The sequence below is a fragment of the Carnobacterium inhibens subsp. inhibens DSM 13024 genome (assembly GCF_000746825.1).
GTDB lineage: Bacteria > Bacillota > Bacilli > Lactobacillales > Carnobacteriaceae > Carnobacterium_B > Carnobacterium_B inhibens.
In genome coordinates this window covers 1,501,725-1,524,487 of the sequence record NZ_JQIV01000006.1, presented here as the reverse complement: position 1 = coordinate 1,524,487, position 22,763 = coordinate 1,501,725, and the positions used below count along the sequence as shown (strand labels likewise).

At 36.2% G+C, this 22,763-nt stretch carries 21 protein-coding genes and 1 pseudogene; 9 read left to right on the top strand and 13 right to left on the bottom strand.

Annotated elements, in window-relative coordinates:
* The first annotated feature begins 41 nt into the window (after positions 1-41).
* Positions 42-914: an aldo/keto reductase gene (locus BR65_RS08420; RefSeq protein ID WP_034537837.1), complete on the top strand. Its 873-nt coding sequence runs from the start codon at positions 42-44 to the stop codon at positions 912-914.
* Between the two features lie 55 nt (positions 915-969).
* Complete coding sequence (locus BR65_RS08415) at positions 970-1,623, top strand: SDR family oxidoreductase (RefSeq protein ID WP_034537835.1); 654 nt, start codon at positions 970-972, stop codon at positions 1,621-1,623.
* Between the two features lie 109 nt (positions 1,624-1,732).
* Here the strand turns inward: BR65_RS08415 and BR65_RS08410 are convergent, their stop codons facing one another.
* The 8 genes from BR65_RS08410 to msrA form a co-directional block, all read right to left on the bottom strand.
* On the bottom strand, positions 1,733-2,818 hold the full coding sequence (locus BR65_RS08410) for a hypothetical protein (RefSeq protein ID WP_051932713.1): 1,086 nt from the start codon (positions 2,816-2,818) through the stop codon (positions 1,733-1,735).
* Positions 2,805-5,306 (bottom strand): phosphoenolpyruvate synthase, encoded by a 2,502-nt coding sequence (locus BR65_RS08405; RefSeq protein WP_034537833.1) that lies wholly within the window; start codon positions 5,304-5,306, stop codon positions 2,805-2,807. The genes BR65_RS08410 and BR65_RS08405 overlap by 14 nt, the downstream gene beginning before the upstream one ends.
* Positions 5,303-6,208 carry a UbiA prenyltransferase family protein gene (locus BR65_RS08400; protein WP_034537831.1) on the bottom strand — a complete coding sequence of 302 codons (906 nt, stop codon included), beginning with the start codon at positions 6,206-6,208 and terminating at the stop codon, positions 5,303-5,305. The genes BR65_RS08405 and BR65_RS08400 overlap by 4 nt, the downstream gene beginning before the upstream one ends.
* A complete protein-coding gene (locus BR65_RS08395) occupies positions 6,202-7,068 on the bottom strand; it encodes a phosphatidylserine decarboxylase (RefSeq protein WP_034537830.1) in 867 nt (288 codons plus the stop codon). Before BR65_RS08395 ends, BR65_RS08400 begins: the two co-directional genes overlap by 7 nt.
* 1 nt (position 7,069) lies before the next feature.
* Positions 7,070-7,678 carry a CDP-alcohol phosphatidyltransferase family protein gene (locus BR65_RS08390; protein ID WP_023179438.1) on the bottom strand — a complete coding sequence of 203 codons (609 nt, stop codon included), beginning with the start codon at positions 7,676-7,678 and terminating at the stop codon, positions 7,070-7,072.
* A gap of 2 nt (positions 7,679-7,680) precedes the next feature.
* Complete coding sequence (locus BR65_RS08385; RefSeq protein ID WP_280512918.1) at positions 7,681-10,149, bottom strand: PEP/pyruvate-binding domain-containing protein; 2,469 nt, start codon at positions 10,147-10,149, stop codon at positions 7,681-7,683.
* 86 nt (positions 10,150-10,235) lie between these two features.
* Positions 10,236-10,826 (bottom strand): CDP-archaeol synthase, encoded by a 591-nt coding sequence (locus tag BR65_RS08380; protein ID WP_034538719.1) that lies wholly within the window; start codon positions 10,824-10,826, stop codon positions 10,236-10,238.
* Between the two features lie 203 nt (positions 10,827-11,029).
* Positions 11,030-11,869, bottom strand: coding sequence for a peptide-methionine (S)-S-oxide reductase MsrA (gene msrA / locus BR65_RS08375; protein WP_034537828.1), 840 nt, complete (start codon positions 11,867-11,869; stop codon positions 11,030-11,032).
* 240 nt (positions 11,870-12,109) lie between these two features.
* Between msrA and BR65_RS08370 the strand changes: the two are divergent.
* Positions 12,110-12,753: pseudogene (locus tag BR65_RS08370) on the top strand (endonuclease III domain-containing protein).
* Between the two features lie 190 nt (positions 12,754-12,943).
* Here the strand turns inward: BR65_RS08370 and BR65_RS08365 are convergent.
* Complete coding sequence (locus tag BR65_RS08365) at positions 12,944-13,945, bottom strand: nucleoid-associated protein (RefSeq protein ID WP_023179432.1); 1,002 nt, start codon at positions 13,943-13,945, stop codon at positions 12,944-12,946.
* Between the two features lie 261 nt (positions 13,946-14,206).
* Between BR65_RS08365 and BR65_RS08360 the strand changes: the two genes are divergently transcribed.
* Together BR65_RS08360 and BR65_RS08355 are read left to right on the top strand one after the other, a co-directional pair.
* Positions 14,207-14,491: a DUF2087 domain-containing protein gene (locus tag BR65_RS08360; RefSeq protein WP_023179431.1), complete on the top strand. Its 285-nt coding sequence runs from the start codon at positions 14,207-14,209 to the stop codon at positions 14,489-14,491.
* Positions 14,492-14,511: 20 nt separating this feature from the next.
* A complete protein-coding gene (locus BR65_RS08355; RefSeq protein WP_034538718.1) occupies positions 14,512-14,892 on the top strand; it encodes a DUF6608 family protein in 381 nt (126 codons plus the stop codon).
* A 189-nt stretch (positions 14,893-15,081) separates the two neighbouring features.
* On the opposite strand, the gene BR65_RS08350 is transcribed toward BR65_RS08355, so the two are convergent.
* The gene (locus BR65_RS08350; RefSeq protein ID WP_034537826.1) at positions 15,082-16,425 is read right to left on the bottom strand and encodes an Nramp family divalent metal transporter; all 1,344 of its coding nucleotides are present in this window, start codon (positions 16,423-16,425) and stop codon (positions 15,082-15,084) included.
* A 444-nt stretch (positions 16,426-16,869) separates the two neighbouring features.
* Here BR65_RS08350 and BR65_RS08345 point away from each other — a divergent pair, with 444 nt between their 5' ends.
* Entirely contained in the window at positions 16,870-17,736 is an 867-nt protein-coding gene (locus BR65_RS08345) for a MurR/RpiR family transcriptional regulator (RefSeq protein WP_034538716.1), read from the top strand.
* A 44-nt stretch (positions 17,737-17,780) separates the two neighbouring features.
* Here the strand turns inward: BR65_RS08345 and BR65_RS08340 are convergent, their stop codons facing one another.
* Complete coding sequence (locus tag BR65_RS08340) at positions 17,781-18,758, bottom strand: Gfo/Idh/MocA family protein (RefSeq protein WP_034537825.1); 978 nt, start codon at positions 18,756-18,758, stop codon at positions 17,781-17,783.
* A 56-nt stretch (positions 18,759-18,814) separates the two neighbouring features.
* Positions 18,815-19,831 carry a Gfo/Idh/MocA family oxidoreductase gene (locus BR65_RS08335; RefSeq protein WP_034537823.1) on the bottom strand — a complete coding sequence of 339 codons (1,017 nt, stop codon included), beginning with the start codon at positions 19,829-19,831 and terminating at the stop codon, positions 18,815-18,817.
* A 269-nt stretch (positions 19,832-20,100) separates the two neighbouring features.
* On the opposite strand from BR65_RS08335, the gene deoC reads away from it, so the two are divergent.
* Positions 20,101-20,787, top strand: a complete 687-nt coding sequence (deoC, locus tag BR65_RS08330) for a deoxyribose-phosphate aldolase (RefSeq protein WP_034537822.1) — start codon at positions 20,101-20,103, stop codon at positions 20,785-20,787.
* A 135-nt stretch (positions 20,788-20,922) separates the two neighbouring features.
* On the opposite strand, the gene BR65_RS08325 is transcribed toward deoC, so the two are convergent.
* Positions 20,923-21,783, bottom strand: coding sequence for an SDR family oxidoreductase (locus BR65_RS08325; protein WP_034537821.1), 861 nt, complete (start codon positions 21,781-21,783; stop codon positions 20,923-20,925).
* A gap of 142 nt (positions 21,784-21,925) precedes the next feature.
* Between BR65_RS08325 and BR65_RS08320 the strand changes: the two genes are divergently transcribed.
* Positions 21,926-22,270 carry a winged helix-turn-helix transcriptional regulator gene (locus BR65_RS08320; protein ID WP_034537820.1) on the top strand — a complete coding sequence of 115 codons (345 nt, stop codon included), beginning with the start codon at positions 21,926-21,928 and terminating at the stop codon, positions 22,268-22,270.
* A 34-nt stretch (positions 22,271-22,304) separates the two neighbouring features.
* Positions 22,305-22,697, top strand: coding sequence for a DUF1398 family protein (locus BR65_RS08315; protein ID WP_034537819.1), 393 nt, complete (start codon positions 22,305-22,307; stop codon positions 22,695-22,697).
* Positions 22,698-22,763: the final 66 nt, after the last annotated feature.

Here is a 22,763-nt window from a genome sequence, read left to right as displayed (position 1 = left end):
TCTGTTGAAAAATAAAAAGAGATAGAAAGAAGGAACTGAAAATGGTAGTAAACGAAACGTATACATTAGCAAATGGAGTTGAAATTCCTAAATTAGGTTTAGGAACTTGGATGATAGATAATGAAGCAGTTGTTCAAGTTGTAAAAGATGCCCTTGATTCAGGTTACCGTCATATTGACACAGCTGAAGCTTACCTAAATGAAGAAGGTGTAGGTCATGGTCTTAAAGAGTCAGGTGTTAACCGTGAAGATATTTTTGTCACTACGAAACTCGAAGGCGATATCAAAAATTATGAGGAAGCGGTTAAAGCAATTGAGAAATCACTTGAACTTTTAAATGTGGATTATATCGACTTAATGATTATTCATAGTCCGCAGCCTTGGGCAAATTTCCGTGATGGCAACCATTACTTCGAAGGGAATTTGGAAGCATGGCGTGCTTTAGAAGAAGCGTATGAAGCAGGCAAATTACGCGCAATCGGTGTGTCTAATTTTGAGCAAGCAGACTTGGAAAACTTGATCAATAACGGAAAAGTCAAACCAATGGTAAACCAAGTTCTTGCACACATTACGAATGTTCCAACCGACGTCATTAAGTATTGTCAAAGCCAAGACATCATTGTCGAAGCTTACTCACCAATTGCTCACGGAGCTATTCTTGATCATCCAGTTGTTAAAGAGATGGCTGAAAAGTATAAGGCTTCACCTGCTCAATTAAGTATTCGCTATGTCTTACAATTAGGCACAGTTGCTTTACCTAAAACGACTAGTAAGGATCATATGAAATCGAATGCCGATATCGACTTTACAATCTCTGAAGAGGATATTAATACGTTAAATGAGTTGCCGCTTATCGAAACTTATGGTGACGATCAGGTCATGCCTGTGTTTAGTTCACAATACAACAAAAAGTAAGTGATATGCGTTATACTAAATGTAAGCTGAATTATTTATTGAAAGGAGTTTTTAAATGAAAGTACTAGTTGTAGGTGCCAATGGGAAAGTAGCTCGTCATTTTGCAGATTTTACAAAAGAGGATTCTGCTATTGAAGAAATCGCAATGATCCGTAAGGCTGAACAAGTTAGTTTCTTCGAAGAACGAGGAATTGAAACGGTTCTCTTAGATCTTGTTAAAAATTCAGTAGATGAATTGGCAGACGCTATGAAAAATGTCGATGCAGTTATCTTCAGTGCTGGAGCTGGTGGAAGTGGTTTGGACAAAACCATTTTGATTGACTTAGATGGAGCCATTAAAGCAATGACGGCTGCAGAACAAGCTGGCGTTAAACGTTTTGTTATGGTCAGCACATTCCGTACTGGACGTGAAGCCATGTCTCAAGAACAGGATTTACAAATTTACACCATCGCAAAAAACTATGCGGATGAATGGTTAAAAAATCGTACAGATCTAGATTGGACGATTGTGCATCCTGGTATACTAGTTGATGAACCTGGTACTAATCAAATAAAAGTTGGTATGGGACAAGACATTAATGAAGTTCCACGCCAAGATATAGCTAAAACGTTGATTTCGGTACTTCATAATGACAACACGATCAAACAAGAATTTGAAGTTCTATCTGGTAATACAGCTGTTGAAGAAGCTGTCCGTAATTTAAAATAATTAAGCCAAAGACCCCAAAAGCTTAGCTTTTGGGGTCTTTTTATGCAGTAAAGCACATCATATGATTGGTGAGATCGTTTGATTTTTCTAAATTTCGCCCCAGCTTTGTTTACTTTAATTCCAGCATCCATAAGCTGTAAGCATGAGAATCTTCCTGCATCTCTGTCACATATCGGTTTGTTACCGTATTTTCATGGATCAATGCAGCAACTACTTCTGCTTTGCGTTGTTTTACCTGTTTGAAAACCGGATAGGACATCGCCAATCCCAAACCCAGATGCTTAGAGTCTACACCTAAATACAGAATGACATAACGTTTAGCACGCCATTTTTTATAAATAATTTTCGCTAGATTTAGCAGATTCATTTTTTGATAAATCAAATTGCCATGATCCGGCAAAGTAATCAAAAAGCCAACAAGCTGCTGATCTTTGTAGGCCAACTTCACCATAGAAAAATCGATCACTTGTTTTAAATCGGCAAAAATTTGACTAAACTGTTCAGCTGTAACCTCTTGATACAATGGAAAGTCTTTGTAGAGTACTCTTAAAAGTTCAAAGACTTCAAGCGAAACGGTTGGCCAATCTTCTGGTTTAGGAGAAACAAAACGATAACCTTTTTCCACAAATAATTGATAACGTTTGGCTAGTTTTTTTGATTCATATTGAGGTGGAATCGAACGATAAAAATTTGACGTGTAGTGTTCGACCTCTTTAAAACCGGCCGCTTGCCATAACTTCGGATAATACGATGGATTGTGCGGTTCACTCGTAAATGGCGCTCGTTCAAATCCTTTAACTTTCATTCGATAGCCTAGCCAGAAACTTCCTTGAACAGGACCAATGATGCGCTGCACATTTTTGTCTCGTACTTTTTCACTCAGTGTTTGGATAAACTGAATCATGACGGTTACATCATCTACTGCTTCAAAATACCCTAAGTAATAGTCTTCCAAGTGATGCGGTTTTATTAGAGCCCCGCGAATTACCATTTGACCCTCTTGGTAACCATTGAATGCTTGGAAAGTATAGGTTGGACTCAACGGATGCTGTCCACTGATCTGTGCTTGTTCCTCTGAGACGGATTGCATCAATTCCTCTTTTTTATAAATTCGTTGTGGGAATTGCAGGAAATCGGTTTCTGATTTTTCACCTGAAAACACTGGAATGATTTTTAAAGAATTATGAGTAATCATTTTCATCCTCCAAACGTTTGATCAGGCCGGTCTGTCCGTTTATTTCAATCCATTCTCCAGTCGTTAGTTGTTGTGTGGCTTGTTGGACATTGACGACAGAAGGAATACCTAATTCGCGAGAGATGATTGCTGTATGAGATAATAACGAGCCTTTTTCCGCAATGATCCCTTTTGCTTGGGTCAGTAAATACACCCATCCTGGATCCGTCATTTTTGTGACGATAATTTTATTATAGGATTGCTGAACATTAACGGCTTGAATATCTTCGACAACTAAAACTTGCCCTCGAACTATGCCTTTTGAACAACCGATTCCTTGGAAGTCCTGCTGGTTGGTCGAGACTGTCTGCTGCTGATTGATCGTTTGTGGATATTTTTCGAAAATACTTCCAGCATAGATCAACCGGCTGAATGCAGGTAATTGCTGATCTACTAATCGTTTATGCTTCCGTTTTTGTATCTCTGTTTGCATATTTGAAAGATCTCTATGGCTAGCCAAATCGAAAAGTTCAGTCATCGTTAAATAAAACACATCCTCTGATTGCTCAAGACGGTTTTCTTTTACCAACTGCTCGCCCATAGTGATAAAGATGAGTCGCATCATTCCGTAAATTCGCGTACGATTCAAGCGAGAACTTTCTCTGTATTTGATCCCTGTCATAGCGCGTTTCTTCAGCCCATTCACCAATGGATTCCGTGATTTGTTTGTTGCCGTTGCTTTAGATTCGGTACGCATCGCTGTTTGCGGCAATTCCAATTGCTGTTGGATCAGTTGAATTAATGAAAAAGGATGACTACGAAAGGTTGCCGTCTCTAATTTTAATTCTTCTGGAGCTCGATCTCCAAATTGTTGAATGAAACGTCGGATATCTTGTGTGATTGGATGCAAATCTGTCTCAATAAAATCAGCTGCAAGTTCCGAAGAAATGCTTTCAATTATTTTTCGATAGTCGCTATGTTGTTCTTCCTGAATGGTATAAATGATTTTATTCAGTTCAAACACTGGCTTCATACTTTCAATTTGTTCGATCCCGGCTATTTCCTCTTGAACTTCTTCAGGCGGACAGACTTTTTTTAACAGCCCAGTATAAACAAACGCATAGAGATCATTGATCAAAGTGACATCCCATTGTTCCAATACTTGTCGTTTGATCTGCTCAAATAATTGATGAAGTTCTTCAAATGAAGCCTCTCGCGTATACGTTTGATTGAAATGTTCAGAAATCGCTTCAAAATCCGAATCGAGTTGTTTCATTGAACGAGGCGCTTGGATGAAACTCTTAATGATGCGTCCCATGATTTTCAGTCGAGTTGAGCGACTGATTTTTACTGTAATTGCAGAGATATCGGTGGCTTGAACACCTAACATATCTTGCCAAATAGGGATGATCTGCTTAGAAAAGGGCAGAAGATGAAGTAATTTGTACCAATTATTGATTTGATAGTATACACGGCTGTTTACTTGAGCAATCATATTTTGAAAAGTAGGCTCAAATGATTGAAGTGTCTGTGTATCATTTTTCAGCATACGCTTGGCCAAACCTCTAAAAATACTCCCATAAGCTTCTTGAATGAAACTGAATGTCAAAGGAGTCGTTGTTCCGGGATAACTTTCCACGATATTGCTATTATCTAAAATGGTGACCGGTTCTGCAGGCAATTTTGTAATAGGACGTGCCTGTAAAACGTACAGTTGGTCATTCAAAAAAGTAAATTCAATATCCATTCGCGGACCAAAGATGTCCGTTACTTTCTCCGCCATATCTTCTAACTCGACTTGTTGTTTTTCTGTTAAGATTGGAGAAGTACCAGAAGTTTCAAAGTAAGATAATTGATCATCAGAATGGATCGTAACCATGGTTGTATCTACTTTATCTTCAACGATCCCGCTACCAACGCCAACGCCGACAACAATTAACTGTTCGTTCAATAACCCTTGAGGATTCGCGGTAAAATAGACCCCAGATAAATCTCCTGAAATCATGTCTTGAAGAATGACGTATAATTTAACAGCTTCTAACGAGATGCCATTTTCAAAGTAGTAACTCAATGCAGAGGGCTGGTACAACGACAAAAGAGTTTCCTCTACAGCCTCAACTAAATCATCTACTTCAACAAACAAACGCGTAGAAAATTGTCCAGCAAATGAGGCAGAGGCATCGTCTTCAACATTTGCTGAAGATCGCACAGAGTAGGTATGCTTGCCAGATGCGTGTCTGCTAAAATCATGGATAGCTGTAAAATCTTCCTGCAAAAATTTCGCCTTAAATTCCTGTTGCAATCGTTGACTTAATGCATTCAATGTATCGTTTCCTGTATGGTATGCTTCTTGCTGTTCTTGCAAGAAGGTAAGTACATCTGTTTGATCAAAAAAATCAAATGAAAAAACGGAAAAAGGAGGAACGACGAGGCCCTGCTCTTTCATGAGATGCAAATTAGCTGCTTTTGAACCTACTGATCGACGGTGAAAGTTAGTGAGTTGTTTCATCGGACAAACCCCTGTATAAATAGATGTGCTGTAACCGAAAGAACCATCGTGGTTTCCGTAATGTAGGTATAACGTTCCACTCGATTTTTGATATTGAAACGTGTCGGATCATGAATGAATTGTTGAAATTGAATCGTCATCCAGATGACATTTGCCAATAGAACAACGACGCCGATTTTTGAAATATTCCATAATAAAATAAAATTCGTTAAAATATCAATAATCGTCAGCACTTGAACGAAACGTGTGGCTTTTTGATAAGTGAAGAGTTGGGAATATGTCACATATTCTGTCTCGTCTTTGGGTGCTCTTATTTTACGGCTGATTTCCCATATCAAGCTTGGGAAATACATCGTAAATGCCAGCAAAACAGTAGGTAGGGATAGCAATGGCAATTGATATTTGTAACAAACGAATGTGATGATATAGATATTCATGACCATCATCACAGGATTATGGGTAACAAGTGCTAAAGGCAATGATTTTTGAATTTTAGCTTTGCTGAAAAACCACAGCGACATCAAGGTTCCATAGATGAATAAAAAGAGAAACCAGCCTATATTATTCATAAAGATGACATTGAGCACAACAGTGATCGTGACCATGACAGCTAAAGCAATAGCTAAATCACGTTTCTTAACTCTACCAGAAGGCAGTGCTCGATCAGGAAATAGTCGTTGATCGTGTTCGTAGTCTTTAAAATCATCTGCGATCCTAAGCGCCATCAAAAATGTAAATATTGTCCAAACTCCGGTCCATTCTTGTATTCCTATTGAAAAATCTGACTTTCCTACGTTGAGGAGTAAGATAAAGTAGATTTCAAAAAAGTAGATGATTGCTAATAGGAATCGCGGAATCAGTGGGTACATTTCTTTATAGTAAGTTAATAATCTCTTTAGCATGTTTTCAGACCAATTCCTTCCCCTATGTTGACTTGAGTTTCTATATTTAGATTAGAATAATAATCAATATCTTGATCAACGGTTACTGTTCCCTTTGGATAAGCCACCAGTATAGTGGACCCACCTAGGCTAAACCAGCCTTTTTCTTTACCTCGCTGATAACTATCGAATGGTTGATTATAAATCTTTCCAACCAAAAGCGCTCCAACTTCCATCTGCATGATCATCCCTAAATTCTTTGTTTCAAGTAGACAATATTCTCTTTTATTTTCTTTGAATAATTGAAAGTGTTGTTGGGCGATTTCTCTGACTGTATGTAATTTTCCGTGGATTTTGCGACGATGAATAACCGAGCCTGTTTCACTAGCCAGATAACGATGGTAATCATCGACTGCTAATCGGTAAATAAATAGTGTGCCACCCTCGTAATAATCAGCTGAAGAACGGTCTTGAAGGATATCTTCTAAACGATAGTTCTGTCCTTTGACGGTAAAGGTCTGATCACTATGAATGGGAACAGTTAATAGTTTCGCTTGCGCAACAGCGCAAACGCGATTAGACGGACTTACGTGAATGTTAGCCGCTTTTAATTTTCGGATAAAGAATTTTGCAAAAGACTGGTAGTTTTTTGATTCGTAATCGCTTAAGTTGATGTCATATTCTTTGACAAACGGAGCGATTTTATTTTTAGAAAGTCGTGTGTGGTCAATAGCTGTCCACACGATTGAAAATAATGGAGAAGTAACCATGGAAAGCAAAACGTTTCCCAACTTTGTTTGATACAATCGTTTTAGCCATGCTGCTTGATATTCCTTAGGTTCAATGATTGATTTCGTTTCACGCTGATAGACCTTTACCATACTATAATCTCCATAATCCGAATAAAGTCACGAGCGCCAGTCCTAAGAAAAAGAGATACATCACTCGATTGGGTTTAGGAATCTTAATATCCCAGATGAATAGAAAAGCCAATATAGGAGCAAGCAGTAGAAGAACATATTGAAAACTTCCACTTGAAAACCATTCACTTACCAAATAACCGACCGGAAAAACAAGTGCACCATAGGTAACCGGAACTCCCCGAAAATAAGTCGCTCTTTCTGCCAGATTGTCCTTCGTTTCACGATTGAAATAAGCCAGTCTTGTAACAGCAGCGATGACATAAATAATGGCTAAAAAAATGTTCACTAAAGGGAAGCGACCTTGTGAAATCAATAAAACTGCAGGTAACGCCGCAAAACTGATCATATCGCATAAAGTATCGATCTCTACACCAAATTGTTCTTGCGCTTTTGTTCTATCAAAGGAACGCGCAACCATGCCATCAAATAAATCGCAGAGCCCGCTCACAATAAAGCAGCTCATCGCCCAAATCATCTCGCCTTGAATAATGAAATGCATTGCTACTAACGACAGGGCGGTCCCAAAATAGGTTAAATAGACAAACTTTCCATATTCTCCAATAAACATCTTTAGCACCCACTTTTTTGAATTGTAATTTCACCCGTTGTTCCATTCATTGTAACATTCATACCTGTTTTTAACTTCTCTGTAGCTTGTGTTGCACAAACGATTGTTGGAATACCAAATTCTCTGGCAACAATTGAGGCATGGCATAAAACACCGCCAGTTTCTGTAATCAGCCCCTTAATGGAACCAAAAGCGTGACTCCATCCTGTATCCGTAAAGCGAGTCACCAAGATTTCGCCAGCCTCCAACTGGTTGATGTCTTTAGGATCTAGCAGAATTCTTATTTTTCCAGAAACAATCCCGTCATTCGCACCGATTCCAGCTAAACTGGATGGTTTATTTGCCAAAAGATTCTCTACCTCTGCGGAAACACTTGTCTCCATTAAATCTCCTGGAGGAACAAAATGGCGATAAGCCTGACAATAGATGCGATTGTCCTGCACAGATTTCTTGAGACTTTCTTGAGAGACTTGGTTAGTGATAAAAGAGTGTATCGTTTCTTTCTCAAGATAGAAGAGGTCTTCCATATTATCAATATACCCTAGTTTGGAATACCTTTCCCCTAATTTCAAAGTGATTTGACGGATCAAATGGTAAAAACGAGTTGATACATCTTTAAACTCCTCACGCCACCACAATAATTCGCGCAGCATCTTGATATCCTTCATTAATTTAATCCGTTGCCATTTAGAGACATAGGGCTCTATCAGTTTTTCCATTTGTTTATCTGTCAACGTTTGGGAGAAGGCGTGTTGAACTGTCGTGAGTTTCTCTGGATGATCCACATATTCTTTCAGTAAATCAACCACTAGCTGTTGGTCTTCACTATAACTTGGCACCAATAGATTCAGTTCGCGGTTTGAATGATAGCCAAATGTTTCTTGAAAAGCTTGGATCCGTTGTGCATCTAGTCGATTGGGTTGTTCGTTTAATAACGTATTGATTTCTAATGGATTGTTCGTCATCCATTCCTGCTTATATTTATCGTTTGTAACGATGATTTCAACGATTTCATACAAATCACGTAGCGGTTGGACATGTGAGACTTCTCCTAGTTTTGAGATGAGCTGGAAAAAGGTCTCTAATGGCAATTTTTTCAATAATGCCGTTTTTTTCATGGAAAGCTGTACCGTGTTGACAAATACTTGCCAAAAATAAGTCTGTTCACTTTGCAAATAAGCATCATTGATGACGGACTCCCATAACATTTCAATGTCTTGCTGATCTGTTATGGAAGACAGCGATTGGATTTTTTTATCGATTGATTGATAAGTCTCTAATAGTTGTTTGTGTTGCTGTGCTGCCGTTTGACGCTGCTGCTGAGTCGTTTTAGTGATGCGAGTCGCCACAGTTAGTAAATGGCTGATTGTCTTAACTGTCAGCTTGCTTTTGTAGCCGTCTCCTTGATAATTTTTATAAACGCCAAGCTCATCGTCAAATTCGCGTTCAATGTAGCCAGGTATTCGTGACATGGCTTCTTTGACAACACCAATATTCCAATAAGGTCTTGCAAAATGATTGATGGAAAGCTGCTTGATGTTTGTTGAATCGTATAACTTATTTTGAATCAGAAATTTTTCTAACGTTGTTTGCCATGATTCGCGGTATAAACTCCACATCAATCCTGGACAAGGCTGCGCAGCGACACCGCCATCACGAAAATTCGTAGTGGTCCAATTGCCTTCATTGATTTTTCGACGGATGGTTGTAATCGGACGAGCTTGCAAGAAAAATAAGGAATCTTTGCTGAAACAAAACTCTACATCGACAGGATAGCCATAAAAGGTTGCAATCAAAAGCAATTGTTTTTGAAGTTGCTTCAACTGGTCTAAAGATAAAATTTGGGAGACATTTGTTGGTCCAATCGTTGAAAACCAGTCGATTGTCAATTGTTCAGGGGTAACCAAACCGCTAACAAGCTGTTCTCCTGCGCCTTCTACTACTTCAATCGTTAACTGGCGATCATTATTTGTCAAAGGATTGAGAGTAAATGCCACACCACTGGACACTGCTGAAACCTGTTCTTGAATAATGATAGACATCCTTAGATTTTGAATACCCAATTGTTGTGTCTGCCAATAATTTAAACTAGCGGGCTTAAAAAGAGAGGCGATACACTGTTTTAATGCAGCAATAATGCCATCAGTCGTCGTACAATTTGCAATAGTGTCATACTGTCCAGCAAAAGAAGTAGACGCGTGGTCTTCCATCAGACCACTGCTTCGTACAATATACGTTTTATTAGAAGACATAAGATCGCTTATTTCTGTCTGCAATTCCGTTGGAAAACTCAACTGGTCCAGACGTTGAACAATCGTTTCATAAGTTGGTAGGCTAGGTTGATCCGTTGCTTCTAATCTGACTAGTTCTGGGATTACTTCCATCCATAGTGAAGTGAGCTTATCTTCTGAAATGAAATAGCCTTTAGGTACCTGAAGGCCTAATTGAGACAAATCGATTAACGCGTTTATTTTACCGCCATACCGCAGATTTGTTTCTGCAGTTTCTATTAAAGTCCAATAGATTGTCTATACACCTCTTTGTACATCTAAAATAATTAGAATGGATTTTTTCTTAATTTTAAAAAATACAATAACTGATTGATCACAATATGAGTACCGGCTCCTAAAATGATGAAGCCGAAAAATTGAGTCCAACTTATGGGAACCAGAACTGCTACGATTAAAGCACACCCCAGCAATGAATCTGCTTGGTCAATAAAAATAAAGAACCATTTCCATTGATTGTTTGCTGGTTTGCCAGGCATGATTTCTAAACGGCGTTTCATAAAACTATTTGGTAATTCAAAAACAATATAGGCTAGCCCTAACAAAAGTCCAATCCAAAGATTCGTTAGTATAGAATTGGCATAGACGTCGTAGAATAGATTCAGCGATTCAAGGGAAGGAATAGTTTTTAGAACGAGTCCCCAGACAATCTGAGATAGGCCGCCAAAAAGAATCATACCAATAAAGCCTTTCCAAGTTTTGTTTTGACCAAATAATCGCTTACCATCTGATAATATTCGTCCGGCATCCATTGGGATATTTAAGCGTTGATAGGTAGGGTATTTACAAAAAGCCATATTGGCAACACCTGCAAAAATGACTGACATTAATGTAATGTATAAACTTAAAATTGTTTCCAACACAGTAATTTCCTCTTTCTCTTATAAAAATATAAAGGTTTCTCTTTATGGTAAACTATTTTTGTGAATTTTTAAACAAAATCAATTCAATGAAAAGATAAATGACGTTCTAATCATTCTTCATTTTTAAAACAAGGAACGAAGAAAAAATAAAAATAGCTATTCAATATGGTAGAGAAGAGTAGCTATCATGGCACAGTTCATTAAGGTTTTCGTGTAAAATGATTAAGTTCTGTCCTGATTTTACCCTGTAAACGCTGGAAGGCTAAAAATTGTTGACGGGAACGCTCAATTCTTTTGTATCTCTTTCGATTTTTCTTATAAAATTGCTGGTGGAAGTTTTCTGCTGGCCAAAATACAGACGTTGGCTCAATTAATGTAACGATTGGACGCTTGTATTTGCCGGATTCCGCTAACTGCTGTTTTGACTTTTCAGCAATTTTTCGTTGTTCTTCATTTCGAACAAAAATAATCGGACGGTACTGACTGCCACGGTCTTGAAATTGACCAAACGCATCTGTAGGATCTGTTAGTTGCCAATAAAGTTCTACCAGTTCTTCATACTGTAGGATCCGCGTATCAAAAATAATCTCAACTGCTTCGACATGCCCTGTATATTGGCCGCTCACTTGATCATAAGTGGGATGATCCATCTGTCCACCGGTGTACCCAGATAAGACTGAAATGATTCCATTTTTGGTTTCAAAAGGTTTTACCATACACCAGAAACAGCCTCCTGCGAATACCGCAGAGTCTTGGTAAGTTAAATCATCAATGGAGTGTTTTGTAAAATCAAATTGAGTGTCGGCACTAGCATTTCCAGTTATGCTGTTATAAAAATCTGTCACGTCAGGCGTTAAGTTGTTTCTTAATGCGAGTGGACGTAATTTAGCTTCAAGCTTTGAAAGTTGGTCGTCAATAGTTGCATCCTCTTCTAAGGCATTTTTGGTCGAAGATAGTGCTGACCGTTCCCATTCACGAGTCGCAGGATTGAGGATTAGATTATATAAATCATTGAGCGTTTCTTCGTCTTTCTGTCTCATCTCGAGGACCCTCCTTAGGCTTGTTTTTGAGGAATAAATCTTTAATTTATTATACCTCAGCCAGCAGTGCTAAAGAACTGTTGAAACTTTATTTTGAACATAAAAAGTCAGAATGGCATGGTTCTAAGGAAAGCTATTCTTATGATTCTGGCTTCATAGAAATTAAGATGCTAATAAACTTGATTTTAGTGCTATTGAAAATATGGTATATTAAAAAAAAGATTAAAGAAAGGAAAGCCTATGCTGACAAAAGAAGCCGCTCAACACGTTATCTATGAAATTATGAAACTTTATCCTGATGCTGTCCCAATGATGCGTTACCAAAATCCATTTCAATTGTTGATGGTCGTTATATTAAGTGCTCAGGCAACAGATATTTCTGTCGCTAAAGTGACAGACCAATTATTTGAACGCTATCCAAATCCTCAAGCTGTTATCGAATCTTCACCTGAAGAAATTGAATCATACATAAAAACAGTCGGGCTCTACCGGAATAAAGCAAAGTATATTTATAAAAGCAGTTGTCAATTACTTGAAAAGTTCCAAGTACACGTAAGGAACTTCAATCATTAACTGGAATTGGACCTAAATCAGCTAATATATTATTGAATGTTGCCTTTAGCCAAGAGGCTTTTGCAGTGGACACACATGTCGCACGAATCTGCAAGCATCACAAGATAGTAGAAGAAAATGCCACACCCAAACAAATTGAAGTGCGTGTGACAGAAATTATCCCAGCTAAATACTGGGGAAGAGCACACCAATCTATGATCTCCTTTGGAAAAGAAGTATGTAAATCTAGAAATATGAAGTGTCATGATTATCCACAGCTGTATGAGAATTTAGAAGAAGTAGATCCAACTGACTCAATTGATGCTGTCTAATTTAAATATCCTTATTTAGGCAGAAATCAATAAGAATCTGATCAACCTTTGCAACTAAAAGGATTTAACATTTTATTGATAATGGGCCTACGAAAGTTCATACTATTCAGCAGTGGTTAAACAATCGTTGCTATAAACGAAAATCTTCCTCTGTACTGAGCATTGAAGGGCTCATACAAAGGAAGATTTTTTAGAATAAGTTTTTGATTTTTTCGATATTTTTGATCATTACAGAAGTCGTTCCGTCTGGATTATTAATAAACTCGACAACATCTGGGTCTCTGTAAAGTTCTATAGGAATGCTGATCTCGATTCCGTTATCTAAACGGAATTTTTGTTTGGAATATTTTGGTCCAGCTACTGCCACTTCAGCAGGAGCACGATCCACGTAGCCTAATTCTTTGATTTCTTCAAAAAACTTTTCTTTTTTCGCGTGATTATCCCCGTATAGAGTCTCAGCGATTACTTGGTTATCAATGACGTTTTCTTCGGTCATACTATGGACAAGTGCATCTTTCGTATCAGCTAATACTTGGAATTCTTCATCATCAAACGCTTTGCTTGTTTTTTGAACAGCTTTTTTGATAATCGAAATATTCTCTTTGAGGCTTGGCTGAGGCTTATCTTCTAAAAATAGTTCTGTGAAATAATAAATTTTCTCTGCTAATTCATCAATTAGGTGCTTTTTCTCAATCACATGGTATTCCATGGTATTCAAATTTAGCACCATTCCTTCTTGAATCGCTTGGCGTGCACTCGGTAAGATAGAACGGTTAATGATCAACTGATTCGTTAGCGTTTCTTCTTCATAAGAGACATAGTGAGTGATGCTGTCAGAATAATTTAATTTGAACAGACCTAACTGCGGTACTTCGTCCAAAGTAAAGTAGACAAATAATAAGTCAGCTGGCGGTATTTCTGGATTAAGTTTTGTAATGGAAAAGAATTTTTCGGTCAACGTTTTGGTTGTCTCAATAAAATCAGTTGGAATCGTAGAAAAAGTTTGGTTTAAAGGATTATTTTCGGTTAATATCCCGGTTTTCATGTTGTCTGAGTCTTCTACTTTTTCAATCATGGCATGGAGATAATCAAATGTGAATTTCTCTGTAAGATCTAAGCCGGCAAAAGAGAAGATAGGTTCGTTACTGTTCAAATCAAAAATGTGTAAAATGGCTTCTTTTATATAAATCATCTTGTTCCCTCCGTTTTCAGTCACGCTTATCAGTATCTCACAAATTAGACATTCGCAAAAGCAAATTTTAGGTGGAAAGTTACTTTATAAGTTTGAATAAAATTGTTTAGGATATTGACTCTCATCTATTTTTAATGATATCCTTCTTATAAGTAATAGCTGAGTAGGTCTTTCTTTTTAGTAATAAAAGTAGCTATACCATTAGGGTGGGATTCATGCATTTTTAAATCAAAAAGAACTATTAAGAGGGAGAAATGACTTATGAGGTATCACTACACAGAACAGGAAAAAGAAAATGTAGTCATGAACTTTATGGAAAATAATAGAGTGACTAAGGTGCCAGCGAAAGAAAAGAAGAAATACATTTTATTAGCGGAATTCATCACCAGATTCGAACAAGGGAAAATATATACGGAAAAAGAAATAAATACGGAGTTACTTAACGTGTATCCAACAGGAGAGTATGTTGAACAGAGAAGATATTTAATCACCTTTAATTTTTTCAAAAGAAGCAGCGATGGTAATCAGTATTGGTTAAATATATAAAAATGCGAAAGGATAGACAAATGAAACTATTTTTAAAAGGATTCATTAGAGGAGCAATTCCATTTATTTTTATGTTGGTCATGTCAGTGTGGGAGCTTATTCAAGGTTCATCTAGTGATGCGAGGACATTCTTAATAAACGGGCTTATAATTATGTTTTTGGGAATAGCGAGCGTCATCTATGAAATCAACCGCTGGAATTTCTCCAAACAAATCATAGTTCACTACATAACAATGTTGCTTACGGTATTCCCCATTCTTTTGCTAAGCGGTTATTATCCGTTGAGCTCTTTTGATGATGTACTAAATGTATTTTTACTTTTTAACAAAGTTGGCCTTATGCTTTTTTTTGCAACATTTATAATTGCCAAAGTGCGTAGAGAGTTTAGAAAACGAAATTGATATTTACATCTACTCGTTCTGTGATGGCTTAATGCTATTTTATAATTTATCAACAATAGCATGTACATTAAAGATGTCGAAAGACCAAAAAGACGACGGCTAGTTTAATTAGCTGTCGTCTTTTTGTTGCTGAGATCGTTTAAATGATAGAGTAATTCTCTTAAATTATTAAAGGAATCAAACAAATAGTTACAGGCCAATCAATGTATAGACTACTAAATAAACGTTTAAACAAATAATGATAACAGTAGCTGTCCAGGCCACTATTTTGACCCAAGTTGAGTTTACGAAACTTCCCATTTTATGTTTATCACTGGTGAATAAAACCAGTGGAACAAGTGCAAAGGGGAGTTGCATACTTAAAATAACCTGACTGAATATTAAAAGATCGGTAGCTCCATTTTCTCCGGCAATAATGGTCACAATAAATACTGGAATTACAGCTAGTAATCTTGTGATGATTCGGCGTACCCATGGCTTAACTCTTAAATGAATAAAGCCTTCCATAACAATCTGACCGCTTAATGTTCCGGTGATGGTTGAGTTTTGGCCAGAAGCTAGTAGAGCAATTGCAAATAAGGTACTCGCTATAGATGCGCCAATAGTTGGTGCAAGTAAAGCATAAGCATCTTCTATTCCACTGACAACTTGACCGTTGCCGTAAAAAGCTGACGCACCTAAAATTAAAATCATCGAATTAATCAAAAAAGCAATGGTTAAAGAAAAGATAGAATCGATTCGAGCAAAGTTTACCGCTTCTTTTTTTCCTTTTTCTGTACGTTCATAGCTTCTCGTTTGAATAATTGAAGAATGCAGATATAGATTATGCGGCATAACTGTGGCACCTAAAATTCCTAAACCTACAAATAGGATCGAAGGGTTTGTAACAATATCTGAACTAGGAATATAACCTTGAACTAAGTCTGTGACATTTGGATTGGATAATAAAATTTCATATGCAAAAATGATAAAAATCGTAGCCATTAAGATAATAACGACACTTTCAATAATACGAAAACTGCGTTTCTGCAATAAAAGCAACAAGAGCACATCTAATGTTGTGATTGTCACACCTAAAAGGATGGGAATGTTGAACAATAGTTTTAGAGCGATAGCAGATCCAATAACCTCAGCAATATCGGTAGCGATAATGGCAACTTCTGTTAAAATCCATAAGAAAAAAGATAATTTTTTTCCGACAGAAGCACTAGTTGCTTGAGCTAAGTCCATACTTGTGGCGATTCCTAATCGCGCAGCCATTTCTTGCATTAAGGTTGCAATTAAACTAGCAATCAATATGACACTTAATAAGGTATAGCCAAATTCAGATCCACCCTCTATAGATGTCGCCCAATTACCCGGATCAACATACCCAACAGCCACTAATGCGCCTGGACCCATAAAAGCAAGCAACTTTCTTAGAAAAGAAGCATTTGCTGGTGGGATTTTTACTGAACTATTTACTTCTTCCAAGCTGATAGAATCTATTTTTCTTATCCAGCCTTTATTCCTATTTTTTTCATTTTTGTCCATTTTACTTCATATCCATTCGTATTTTATTCTACTTGTAACAGTAGTTAGTTTAGAACTCTAGGTATCTTTTGTAAATAGAAAACCGCCGTTATTAAAAAAATCACAAAAACTAATAGATAGTATTTATACCGCTCACTATGCAAATTATAATATCTTGCGTAAGCGAAATAAACAGATTGTAACTGATTCGATTCGATGAAGATATTGAAAAACTAGGAGTAAAGGTTACGAGGAAAAGACTGGGAAAGTACTGACATAAAAAATTAAAGAGACTGTAGATATGCATATTCCATGCAAATCTACAGCCTTTTTAATTTGAAAGGGGAGATTTATACCGCAGTTTCATAGTTTGTTTATAAAAAGATATTATTTTACACTCACGGTTATATAGTAAACTATAACTAAATGATATAGAATCATTTTATAAAGGAGTTGTTAAATTTGGTGCAAGTATTGAATAAGTTGAAAGATCAAACGAACTTTACAAATACAGAAATGAGAATTGCTGACTATATCATCCAAAATATCACCACGATTCCTACGATATATATTGAGGATTTAGCAAAATTAACATACACTTCTCACTCAACAATTATCCGTCTCTGTAAAAAAATTGGGTATGATGGATTTAGAAGTTTTAAGGACGCTATTTCAGGTGTAGTTTATAGCCAATTGCATTTACCTAGTGAAGTGGATGCTAACTTCCCTTTTAAACAAGAAGATTTGACCATGGATATAGCTAAGAATATGGCAAATTTAACGATTGATACGATAAAAAAAACGTTAAATCAATTAGATGAAGATTCACTACAATCAGTGGCAGAAATTCTTTTCAACTCTAAGCATATTTTTCTATTTTCTCGTGGTGATTCACAAGTTCGAGCGAGAAGCTTTCAAAATAAATTAGTAAAGATTAATAGATTTGCTATTATTTCTGAAGAATATGCAGATGAGGCATGGAATGCTTCTAACCTTAGTCCAAAAGATTGTGCTTTATTTCTATCTTATAGTGGAACTAGTCCACAATATAAGCGTATGCTACAACATTTTTCTAACAAAAATATTCCAACCATTTTGATAACAGGAAATACAGAATCTGATTTGATTAAATTAGCTGCCAACACGATAGTAGTAGTCCAGGAAGAATATGATTTTGTAAAAGTTGGAACTTTTGCATCACAAGTTGCCTTTCAGTATGTATTAGACACATTATATTCTATTTTATATGCAAAAGAATATAGAAGTAATTTGGAGAAATTAAAAGAAAAACAGTCACTCATTCAAAATGGAATTTTGTCAGAAGAGCTATGACCTGTCCATATATTGAAAAAGCACCTGTTTTTTGCTTTAAAAATTTAACCTAATGTTATACCTGCAGTTTCTAATCCTTTATCTACAATGGACACAACTATTTCACTGTGATCAAGGTGTTTTATCATAGTTTCAACGTCAGATTCTCTTATGATTCTTTCGAATTCAATAAATTCCTCATACATCCGATGTGTATGAACTTTAAAATCAACGATTTCGCTCTTATTTTGATGATCGATTACAGTAAAGCGGTCGATGGTGCTTGTAGGTCCTTCAATAATGATAGCTCCTTTTTCGCCTTGGATAATGGTTCGTATCGGAGCTGTAGAATCTTTAGCGCCTATACAGACTACTTTTTTATCCCCGTAATCAAGACTTAAGATGCCAGAAGTATCAATTCCATTTTCAACATTTGCCAAATAGTTTACTTTTTGGGGCTCCCCAAAAAGACCCGTTACAAAATGAATGTTGTAAATATTAATATCCATTAAAGCTCCCCCACCCATTTTGGGATTGAAAGCTGGTAATATATCTCCTTTTTTGAAGGCATCATACCTTGATGAATATTGAGAATAATTACATTCAATAATTTTAATAGCCCCAATAGTATTAATGGCTTCTTTTATTTTTTTATAATTGGTTAAATATTGATTGGTTATAGCTTCTAACAACATGACTTTGTTTGCTAAAGCTAGTTCTCTCAGTTCTTTCATTTCTGATAAGTTTAAGGTAAAGGGTTTCTCACAAATAACATTTTTTTTACTCAGTATGGCTTGTTTAGCAAAAGAAAAATGTAAATGATTGGGCAACGCAATATAAACGGTATCGATATTCTGATTGTCTAAACAATCAGAATAATTAGTTGAGACTTGACGAATACCATAATCATTTTTTAAAAGCTTCATTTTATCCATGCTTCTATCCGTTCCCACAATTGCCTCTAATTGAATCCCTGGAACATCACAGACCATAGTTAAAAAATCATTTACTATCATTCCAGAACCTATAATCGCAAGTTTCATTATAAACCTTCTTTCTTAGTTGAGTGATCCTTGTTTTTTTTAGACAAGTTGATAAGTTAGTATTTAATACTTTGAATCCCTTCTTCAAGTATTTCTAGTTGACGAATCGTTTCTTCATCTTTCACTGTTTTATCTTTTCCATTTATAATAGACTCATATAAACCTTCATAAACATGACTGTAATCTCCAATTTCTGAAACGACTTTTTCTTCATGATATAAACCATCAGCATCTATATAGGTCACAGTACCGTAATGTTCTGGGGTATCTATACCAAAATCAGGATTAGTTGGCATATAGAATAATTTTAGATGTTCTTCCTGCCTATCTTTTTCTTGCTTGATAAACATACCTTTTTTACCATATAGAACAAAACTTGGTCGTGGTTTTATTCTGAAATAACTTGATTTAACAGAAACTTTTATTTTTGAATAGTAAAAGTCTAAGTCAAAATAATCATTCATACGATTAGGACCCAATAATTGCCTTACATCATAATGAATAGAATCTGGATCTCCAAAATAGGAAAGAACTTGATCGATTGTATGGCACCCATGGCCATATAAATAACTTGAAGAGGCTGAAAATTCTGTGCTGTTTTCTGGAACTTCTGGTCTAAAATAATCATAATGCATTTCAACTTCTAGTAATTCACCTATCATGCCACTTTCAATAATTTTTTGAGCTGTCAGAAAATCTGAATCGTAACGTCTGTTTTGGTAGCATTGAACGAGTAAATTTTTTGATTTTGCTAACTCAAATAGTTCTCTTGCTTCTTCAGCAGTTTCGGTAAATGGCTTTTCAACTAGTGTATTTTTTCCGTTTTCTAGTGATAATTTTGCAAATTTAAAATGTAATGAACTTGGAAGGCAGATTGCCACTAATTGAATTTCTGGATCATTCCAAATATCTTCTAAATTTGTTGTATAGTGGACTCCAGGAACCTTATCCCATGAACTATTTTCATGACGAGAATAGATTGTCTTCACTTTAACGTTCTCTGTTTTTAATGAAAAAGGTAAATGATAGCGATTCGTACTTTTTCCGTTACCAATATAAGCCATTGTTAACATTTAAAAAACCTCCTATAGTATCTGATAATTAGATTATATATGAAAATGATTGAAATAAGCTGTTATTCATCCATTAAGGTTCTCATGTTCTTTTTTCTTCTAAATAAAGTGATATAAATTGAACATTATGTTCATAAATGACCTCAGATAAATTTTTAGGAACTTTTTATTTGAAATTAGGCAAAATTGAATCTTATATCTGCATGTTATACGTAGCGACATTAATTGTGATAAAATGAAACCGGATTCAGGAAGAGGAGGAACAAGGAATGACATTTCGATTGAGTGTAGCAGAATTAGCAAATATGGTGGATCACACTTTGTTAAAAGCAGATGCAAAGAAAGCTGGATTTGAAAAATTGTGCCAAGAAGCGGACGACTATGGCTTTAAAATGGTGGCAATCAATTCAGCACCGGTTTCTCTATGTAAAGAGTTGTTAAAAGAAAGTTCAGTTCATGTAGGAGCAGCGATTGGTTTTCCGCTAGGCCAGACCACAATTGCTACGAAAGTTTTTGAAGTTACAGAGGCCATTAAAAATGGAGCCGATGAAATCGATTATGTGATCAATATTGGCGAATTAAAAGAAGGTAACTTAGCTTATATTGAACAAGAAATGAAAGAAATTGTAGCAGTATGCCAAACAAATAATGTTTTAAGTAAAGTAATTTTGGAAAATTGTTATTTGACAGATAAAGAAAAAATTGCTGTCTGCGAAATTGCTAAAAGAGTGAAACCAAATTTTGTGAAAACATCAACTGGTTTTGGTACTGGTGGTGCCACAGTTGAAGATGTAAAACTAATGAAAGAAATAGTTGGAGCAGACGTCAAGGTTAAAGCAGCAGGAGGGATACGTGATTTTTCAACTGCTAAAGCAATGGTGGAAGCTGGTGCTGAACGTTTAGGAACGAGTCCAGGGATTAAAATTGTTAACGAATATAGAGCACTCGTTAAGTAGAAAAACCACGAAAGAACAAGTAATGAAAGGGTTAGACTGCCTTTATCGAAAGTAAAACAAGTAAAAATAAACCTTATTAAGGCTTATTCTTACTTGTTTTTTTGTTGATTGAAGAACAGAATCAGTTATAAATAGTTATTGTTGTAAGAATTCTTTTAGAGCATCAACTAGTGGTGTAAGTGGTTTACCTAACGTCTTTTCAAAATCGTTCGAAATAACATCTAATTCACCGTTACGAATATCATTTTGGATCATTAAGATAAACCCAACAACTGGCTCAGGAATACCGTTGCTGGTTAATGATGACTGGTAGTCTGCATCACTTAGCTCGATGACCTCGAAGGTTTTGTCGCTAGCAATTTTAAGAGCTTCTGCTAATTCTACATACGTAATAGGATTGCCTGATAATTCAAGTACTTCTGGTGTGGCTGCTTTTCCAGTTAAGACATTGATGGCAGCTTCGGCATATTCACGTTTTAACGCCCAACCCGTTTTTCCTTCCCCAGCAGAGTACATAAAAGTGTGGCCAGCTACTGCAGCATTTAGCGTGTCCTTTTCGTTTTCTATATACCAGTTGTTGCGTAAAAAAGTGTGGGAAATGTTGGATTCAGAAATTAATTGTTCCGTTAAAATATGGTCTTGAGCTAAAGGACTTTTGGATCCAGCACCTTTAGGGAAACTTGTATAAGCAATAAAGGAAACGCCTGTCTCTTTAGCTGCATTTACAACATTTTTGTGCTGCTCACCACGTGAAACTTTTGCACCAGGTTGTGAGGAAATAAATAATAGACGATCAATGCCACTGAATCTCTCAAGCAAACTTTCATAGTCGCCAAAGTCACCAATACGAACCTCAACTCCTTGTTCACGCAGTTTAGCAGCTTTTTCTTCTGTTCGTGCTAATACTACAATTTCATTTAACTCAACTTGTTCTTTTAAATAATGTAAGGCATAAGTGCCTAGTTCTCCTGTTGCGCCTGTTAATAAGTACTTCATGTGCAATCAACCTTTCTACTATTTAGCTTGTTTCATTCAAGTTCTACTATTATAATAGGACTCTAAGTAACTTATGTAAAGTAAGTACTTTTAAGTTATTTAGTAACTAATAAGTAACTAATGTGAAGGGATAAGGGTTTCTATGCGTAATAAAGTTGTGGATTGTCCAGTAGAGACGACACTATTGTTGATAAATGATCGTTGGAAAGTAATGATATTAAGAGAGTTGTTAGATGGGACCAAACGATTTGGCGAACTAAGAAAAGCAATCGGAACGGTTTCAGCAAAAGTTTTGACGTCACATTTACGGTCTATGGAAGAAGATGGATTGGTGGATCGTGAAATTTTTGCAGAAGTCCCTCCACGTGTGGAATATACATTGACGGAATTAGGCAATAGTTTAAAACCAATTTTAGATGCGATGAAGGATTGGGGCACAAACTATCAAGAAATGGTTACGGTTGAAGTTGAACAGCCAAAAGAGTAACCGAAGATTCATTCATTAAAAGGAGAGAATAAATATGAGTTTAAATAACCAAGAGATTGAAAAAGCTGTCTATGCTGAAAAAAATGCAGGTGGATTTGCTCAATTAATGCAGGAATTCAAAACGTTAGGCATAAAACGCTATGATTATTTAGTTGCAGAAGGACTGTACCGTTATTTTGATGAAAACAGTTCCGTCGACTTGCCTTTGAATGGGAAACCGAAAAAAGTTGCTGAACAAAGTAATTCCGAAGCTATCAAAATAGCTGTACAAAGAGCACAATCTGGGGAGTTTGATTTTGAAACTTTTTGTGAGTTAGCTGGTAAAGCTGGTGTTCCTTTTTGGACGAGTGATTTAGTGTTGAAGCAAGTGATTTATTACGCCACGAATCATAAAGCTTTGTTAGTTGAACCGATTCCTGGATTATAAATTAAGCTCTACCTATAATAAAAGAGAAGACAAATAATATAAGCGATAAAGATCAGTAGTTGAAAG